This window comes from Clostridium arbusti SL206 (assembly GCF_000246895.1).
Lineage (GTDB): Bacteria > Bacillota > Clostridia > Clostridiales > Clostridiaceae > Clostridium_I > Clostridium_I arbusti.
Map to the genome: position 1 here is coordinate 1 of NZ_BAEV01000146.1, position 6,939 is coordinate 6,939.

8 protein-coding genes are annotated in these 6,939 nt (G+C 27.9%); 4 read left to right on the top strand and 4 right to left on the bottom strand.

Going from position 1 to position 6,939, the window contains the following annotated elements; genetic code table 11:
• Positions 1–296 precede the first annotated feature (296 nt).
• From RH99_RS17220 to RH99_RS19305, 3 genes are all read left to right on the top strand, one after another.
• Positions 297–1,022: an NAD-dependent protein deacylase gene (locus tag RH99_RS17220; RefSeq protein ID WP_010241206.1), complete on the top strand. Its 726-nt coding sequence runs from the start codon at positions 297–299 to the stop codon at positions 1,020–1,022.
• 197 nt (positions 1,023–1,219) lie between these two features.
• A complete protein-coding gene (locus RH99_RS17225) occupies positions 1,220–1,432 on the top strand; it encodes a helix-turn-helix domain-containing protein (protein ID WP_010241208.1) in 213 nt (70 codons plus the stop codon).
• A 170-nt stretch (positions 1,433–1,602) separates the two neighbouring features.
• Positions 1,603–1,740 carry a hypothetical protein gene (locus RH99_RS19305; protein ID WP_158511961.1) on the top strand — a complete coding sequence of 46 codons (138 nt, stop codon included), beginning with the start codon at positions 1,603–1,605 and terminating at the stop codon, positions 1,738–1,740.
• 601 nt (positions 1,741–2,341) lie between these two features.
• On the opposite strand, the gene RH99_RS17230 is transcribed toward RH99_RS19305, so the two are convergent.
• The 4 genes from RH99_RS17230 to RH99_RS17245 form a co-directional block, all read right to left on the bottom strand.
• Complete coding sequence (locus tag RH99_RS17230; RefSeq protein WP_081504412.1) at positions 2,342–2,674, bottom strand: DUF2334 domain-containing protein; 333 nt, start codon at positions 2,672–2,674, stop codon at positions 2,342–2,344.
• Positions 2,655–2,948 carry a hypothetical protein gene (locus RH99_RS17235; RefSeq protein WP_010241218.1) on the bottom strand — a complete coding sequence of 98 codons (294 nt, stop codon included), beginning with the start codon at positions 2,946–2,948 and terminating at the stop codon, positions 2,655–2,657. Before RH99_RS17235 ends, RH99_RS17230 begins: the two co-directional genes overlap by 20 nt.
• A 233-nt stretch (positions 2,949–3,181) precedes the next feature.
• Positions 3,182–4,372 carry an ABC transporter permease gene (locus tag RH99_RS17240; protein ID WP_010241220.1) on the bottom strand — a complete coding sequence of 397 codons (1,191 nt, stop codon included), beginning with the start codon at positions 4,370–4,372 and terminating at the stop codon, positions 3,182–3,184.
• Positions 4,362–5,093, bottom strand: coding sequence for an ABC transporter ATP-binding protein (locus tag RH99_RS17245; protein ID WP_010241222.1), 732 nt, complete (start codon positions 5,091–5,093; stop codon positions 4,362–4,364). The genes RH99_RS17240 and RH99_RS17245 overlap by 11 nt, the downstream gene beginning before the upstream one ends.
• 354 nt (positions 5,094–5,447) lie before the next feature.
• Here RH99_RS17245 and RH99_RS17250 point away from each other — a divergent pair, with 354 nt between their 5' ends.
• Positions 5,448–6,794 (top strand): aspartate kinase, encoded by a 1,347-nt coding sequence (locus tag RH99_RS17250; protein ID WP_010241224.1) that lies wholly within the window; start codon positions 5,448–5,450, stop codon positions 6,792–6,794.
• Positions 6,795–6,939 lie beyond the last annotated feature (145 nt).

Sequence of the window (6,939 nt, forward strand, 5' to 3'; positions counted from 1 at the left end):
ACATTATATCAAGTTAATAGTAAAATGTCAACAACATTTTTAAAATTTACTTCATATAATTATTATTGCTAATGAACTGTAATTTATTACTCTGCAAAAGCAACAGTGAAATAATATCATATTATATATTACCTATGTGCATTAAATTATTCAATAAAAAAAGGTTACCTTCAATTTTCTCTTTTTTACTATCTTTATCTTAATATTTCATATATAGATACTCGTGGATATGTTTACACTAATAAAATACAATTTTTCTTTACATTTATGTTATAATAGATAAAAGAGGTGATAATATGTGTAATAAGGAACTAAACCATATAATAGAAACTAGCAACAATATTGTATTTTTTGGAGGTGCAGGAGTTTCTACAGAAAGCTCTATTCCAGACTTTAGGTCTGAAACTGGTCTGTATACAACTAAAAATAATTTTTCCTATCCTCCTGAAGTAATGCTTAGTCATAGTTTTTTTATAAATCATCCTGAAGACTTCTTCGATTTCTATAGATCCAAAATGATATATAAAGAAGCAAAACCAAATCCAGCCCACTATGCATTAGCTGAACTTGAGAAAATTGGAAAGATAAAAGCTGTTATAACACAAAATATAGATGGTCTACATCAAATGGCTGGATCAAAAAAAGTTTTAGAACTTCATGGTTCAATACACAGAAATTATTGTACAAAATGCAAAAAATTCTTTGATTTAGACTATATTTTAAATAGCAAAACTACTATACCTAAATGTGATGTATGCGGTGAAACTATAAAACCAGATGTAGTATTATATGAAGAAGGATTAAATATAGATATTATAAATGAATCTGTTGAATTTATCAGTAATGCTGACGTACTTATTGTAGGCGGAACTTCATTAGTAGTTTATCCTGCCGCAGGATTAATAGATTACTTTAAAGGTAAAAAACTAATACTAATAAATAAAGCCTCTACCCCTTATGATGTAAAAGCTGACCTAGTAATAAATGATAGCATCGGTAAGGTTCTAAAAAATACATTGTAATTTAAGCATTATTAACTTTTTGAATAAATACCAATTAAGTTAATAACCGTATAATATTTACAAAAATGCAATAATATTTATTAAAATTTTTAATTTTATTTTTAATAAATATATTATATAATAAGAATATAAATAAAACTTCATCATAAGTTAGAATTGTATATATAATTTCATATAAAACTAGAGGGGGTTTTTCAATGGTAAATGGTAGTAAGATAAGAGAAATTAGATTAGAAAAAGGATTAACCTGTATGGATGTATCCAACTTATCCAAAAACCTAGCAGTTCCTGTTTCAAAAACTTATTTAGAAGAATTAGAAAGAGGTGCTAAGCGTAACCCATCCTTTAATGTTATAGAAACTATATCAATTATATTGAAAATACAGTTAGATGATTTAAAAATTAGCTAATATATTAAAACCGCCAAACTCATAATGAAGTTGGCGGTTTTATTTTTTGCTTCAAATTTCTTATTGAATATATAATAATTTTTATATTACTATATATAATATATCTTAGAATTACTTTTCTAATCTTTACTTTCTTTTTATAGTTAACTCAAAATAAGGAGATTAATCTGATGAAAAAATTTATTATATTATTAGTTTTATTATCTATAATTATATTGCATCCTTATTGTGGTTCTAGAAGTATTACTATGAATCCTCTTAGAGAAAAAATATTAAATAAAGACTCAAACATAAAAATTAAATCTTGAAACCTATCCACTGATTATTCTATTAATACTACACTAAATGATATTGAGAATTTCAAACTAAATACTGTAATTATTCCAGTAATCATAAATATAAATTCCTTATCTTCTAATGATATGCATATAAACAAATCCAATGAAGAGAAGGCACTAAAGATATTAAATCGCAATATATCTATAATCCTTGAACCTTATCCCTGGATATCTGATGGTATTCTTTATGAAACTGATTGGAACCCTTCCAATATAGACATGTTCTTTTATAATTAGGAAAATAATGTATTAAAAAATCTAATTAACGAGGTTGCTAATCCTTATAATGTTGATGCTGTAATTGTTGCTTCTAACTTTGTACATATGGAACATAATGAAAAGAACTGGTGTAACACTATAGATTATGTAAGAAAATAATATAGAGGTCTTATTACCTATAGAACCTGTTGGTGGTATACTGCTTCTTGGGATAAAAAATCAGTAGATTCTTATAATCAAAAGCTAAACAATGAGTTATTTTCAAAAGTAGATTTTATTTCTATTGCCGCTTACTTTGAGCTTACTAATAATAATACAAATTCTGTTGAAAATCTTGTAAAGTCCATATCCTCTACTCAAAGATATAATAGAAGACAGAATATAAAATTAGCAATTGTCTTTTTTTCTGGGGTATTATCTTTTTATATCTGTTATATATACCTACCTTTTCTGTATTAAGAGATCCTCTAATTGAAGCATCGTCCTCTGTACCAATCTGAAGAAAACTATGCAGAACAATAGCTCCACCTCTGCTTTGCATATATCTTACCGTGTCTGTAAACTCCTTCATTTCATGTAAATCAGTATTGAAATATACAGGCATAAGAACTACTATAAATGGAATTCCTTTATTATATAGGTACTCAGCTATATTTTTAAGTTTGTCATAACTTCCAAGTGGAATTTACATTATCTATTTTTAAATATATTTTTTGATACTTACTATCCTGCTTAAAGCTATCTTGAATGCCATTATTTAAATCTAACTGTAATGAATCCTTAATCCAGTATATTTCCTTATTACTCTTATCTAGGTCAACCTTAAGTAATTTATTATCAATTCCATTCTTAATTTTATAAAAAAATATGTAATCACACTGATATACAAATCCTTGTTTATAATCTTTTATATTGATAATAGTAACAGTATTTTTAAAGGATCCTATGTTTTCCTTCATAGTTATAATAACTTTTAAGTCTTCTTTTTGTATATTTGAATTATCATAAATAATAAGAGTATTGTTTATACCGTTAGTGTATAATTTTTATAGGCAAAAGAGTTAATAAATACTACAAAAAATATAAAAGAGATGCAAAAAGCATCTTTAGTACGTAAATTATCCGTTATAATATTAGTTGACAAGACAAAATATCAAGGTGAATTTACTAATTTATTACAATTTATTATGGTTTAAGCTCTAAAAACTACATCCTCTCTGCTAAACATGTATCTTGCAAATAACAGTGCTGCTACTACGTAAACTATCATCCACCCAAATGTTATGGCAATATGATTATAATTATGTATTCCAACCAATAATTCTTTTATAAGACAAGACGCATTGGCAATGGGAATATTGAAATAATAGCCTTCTATATTCTTAGCATCTTTCATCATTGTTAAATAGGCTAATATCATTCCTACAACCATTACTGGAGAAAGATACGTTTGAGCTTCTTTAAATGATTTAGCATAAATGCTTAATGCCAATTGAATAGCTCCAAAAACCATAGTTAATAGTATTGGGATAAGCATTATAAGCATAAGTGTTCCTAAACTTAAATTTAAGTCTGCTTTACCTGCGGAAGAAAACATTCCATTTTTCTGCTGCATAGCTATAAATAAACTAACTAATGAAGCTAAAGATATTATTATTCCCATAATAGCTATAGAGAAAAGTTTTCCCCAAAGTAATGACATTCTATTTGCCTTTGTAGTTAATAGTGGTTCTAAAGTTCCTCTTTCCTTCTCACCTGCACCTAAATCTGTTGCAGCTGCCATAGTCCCTGTTATCGCATAGATAATTAGTAATAATGGTACTAACATTACAATCATCATCTTACCAATTCCACTTTCTTTTTTCTCCACAGTATCTTCTACTATATTTACAGGACTTAGAATCTCAGGGTTTATATTTTTTTCTGTCAGTCTTTTTGATACTATTCCCTTTGAATACTCATCTATATACGATTTAACAATTGACACCGCCATAGATGCATTTTCACTTGAATTATCATATGACATAACTACCTTAGATGGTGTTTCATCAGTTACATTTTTATCTAAATCTTTTGGTATACTTATTGCCACTAGTATTTTACCATTCTTTATATCATTATTTATATCTGTTGAATTTATAATCTTTATATTTTTTTGTGCCTTAACAAATTTTGTAAGATTACTGTTACCTTTATCCACTATATTTATTGCTATATTATTTTGTACCTTTTGAGCATTCTCATTAGAAGCTTTTCCTATAAAAAATGATAGCAGAGGAAGGACAATTAAAGGGATCAGGATACTTAATATTAATGTTTTTCTGTCTCTAAACATATCTAATAATTCTTTTCTCAATACTATTGCTACTACATTACTTTTCATTTCCTTCACCTACCAAATTCATAAATATTTCTTCCATGTCATCATTCTTATATTTCTCTTTAAACTGTTTTATAGTTCCCTCTTCTAGAATTTTTCCTTTATGTATTATAATAATTTTATCACATAACTTTTCAACCTCTGACATTGTATGACTAGAAAATATTATGGCCTTATTATCTCTTTTACACTTTAAAATAAAGTCTTGTACAATTCTAGCTGCTGTTACATCTAAGCCAGCAGTTGGTTCATCAAATAGTACTACAGAAGGATTATGCACTATAGATCTTGCAATAGCTACTTTTTGCTTCATTCCTCTAGAAAACTTTCCTACTCTTCTATCTATATATTCATGCATATCTAAATTCTTAGCCAATTTGTCTATGCTTTCATCTGCCTCTTTTCTTGACATTCCATTAAGCTCTGCAAAATATCTTATATTTTCTCTACCTGTAAGTCTATCATATAGTCCAACTTCTCCACCAAATAATATACCAGTTTCCCCTCTTACTGTTTCAGGTTCCTTATTAATATTATATCCATTTACGATAGCTGTTCCTCCTGTAGACTTTAACATTGTAGCTAATAGTCTTAGTGTAGTGGTTTTTCCAGCCCCATTTTCACCTAAAAGGCCTACTATTTCGCCATCATTCACCTTAAAATTAATATTATCTACAGCTTTTACCTTTTTAAAGGCTTTACTTAGATTATTCACGTCTATCATTTACATATCATCCTTTCCCTTTAATCTATAATAGCAGTAATCCTAAATATTTAAGTATTGACGGATCGTTGCTAGGAATACCTTTACTAAAATAACATATTTTCATGATTGTATTATTATATCACATATATTGGTATTTAATGTTGTAAAACTATAGTACTACTACTATTAAGTATCCAAAGAAATCCCTGATGCTATATAGGATTAACGCCAAATACTTTCTAATACATTGAAAATGATTGTTGCATAATTATTAATTTTTTGATATTATAGATTAATTATATGACAAAATTTTTTCTAACTTTAATAATAAATTCATAATAAAATACTTACACTATTTTGGAGGGTAATAAATTGGAAAACATTATTGTAGCAAAATTTGGTGGCAGTTCTTTAGCAGATGCTCATCAATTTGAGAAAGTAAAAAATATTGTAGAAAATAACCCAGAAAGAAAATACATTGTACCTTCAGCACCAGGTAAAAGACATGGTAAAGACTATAAAATAACAGATCTTCTGTACCTTTGTAATACTCATATACAACAAGGTATACCTTTTGACGATGTATTCAACATTATATCTGAAAGATATAAAGAAATAGTTCAAGAGTTATCTAGAAGATGTGATCGCATGCAAGATCTTGATATAGAACATTATTTGACTACAATTAAAAATGCAATTTCTGAAGGTGCATCTTCAGATTATACTGCAAGTCGTGGAGAGTACTTAAATGGTGTAATACTTTCAACTCTTTTAGGTTACGAATTTATAGATCCTGCAGATATGATTTTATTTGATGAACATGGTTGCCTAGATTCAGAAGCTACTCAAAAATCTGCACAAGAGAGATTGTCTAAAGTAGAGAAGGCTGTAATTCCAGGTTTCTATGGTTCACAATGTGAAGGTCAATGTGAAAAACATATAAAAACTTTTTCTCGTGGCGGATCAGATATTACTGGAGCTATAGTTGCCCGTGCAGTAAATGCTTCTCTATATGAAAACTGGACTGACGTTTCAGGCTTTTTAATGGCAGATCCAAGAATAGTTACCAGTCCACGTCCGATAAAAACAATAACTTACAGAGAACTTAGAGAACTATCTTACATGGGTGCTACGGTATTACATGACGAATCTGTTTTCCCAGTAAGAGAAGCTGGTATTCCAATAAATATAAAGAATACTAATTTACCACAAGATCCTGGAACATTAATTGTTAGTGATGATAAGTCAACAAATACTTTTGGCACTATAACAGGAATTGCAGGTAAAAAAGACTTTACTGTAATAACTATAGAAAAAAATCTTATGAATAATGAACTTGGTTTCTGTAGAAAATTACTATCTATTCTAGAAACAAATGGAGTAGTATTTGAAAGCATGCCTGCTGGTATAGATTCTGTATCTCTAGTAATTGCAGATTCACAAATAAAAAATAAATTAGAAGACATAATCCATGAGATAAAGCGACAATGTAATCCTGATTCTATAGAAGTGTTACCAAATATGGCTTTAGTGGCTACTGTTGGACAAGGAATGTCTCAATCAAAAGGTATTGCTGCAAAAGTATTTGATGCTCTTGGCCAAAACAATGTAAATATAAGAATGATCAATCAAGGTTCTAGTGAAATCAACATAATAGTAGGAGTTGAGAACAACGACTTTGAAAAAGCTATCAGATCTATTTATGAAGTGTTTATGTAAAATCTATAATAAATTTATATATAAAAGTATCAATAAATATAGAAACCTATAATAAATTCTTATTAATCCTTGTACAACTAAAAGAATAAGCAATAAAAAATAGTAGTAGTTAAACTAAATACTACTACTACTATTTTATTTACTT

Coding starts and splice junctions, on each gene's coding strand:
- RH99_RS17245 (WP_010241222.1), bottom strand. CDS start 5,093: ATGATAGACGTGAATAATCTAAGTAAAGCCTTTAAAAAGGTAAAAGCT.
- RH99_RS19305 (WP_158511961.1), top strand. CDS start 1,603: ATGAAAAAATTTATTATATTATTAGTTTTATTATCTATAATTATATTG.
- RH99_RS17235 (WP_010241218.1), bottom strand. CDS start 2,948: ATGAAGGAAAACATAGGATCCTTTAAAAATACTGTTACTATTATCAAT.
- RH99_RS17240 (WP_010241220.1), bottom strand. CDS start 4,372: ATGAAAAGTAATGTAGTAGCAATAGTATTGAGAAAAGAATTATTAGAT.
- RH99_RS17220 (WP_010241206.1), top strand. CDS start 297: ATGTGTAATAAGGAACTAAACCATATAATAGAAACTAGCAACAATATT.
- RH99_RS17225 (WP_010241208.1), top strand. CDS start 1,220: ATGGTAAATGGTAGTAAGATAAGAGAAATTAGATTAGAAAAAGGATTA.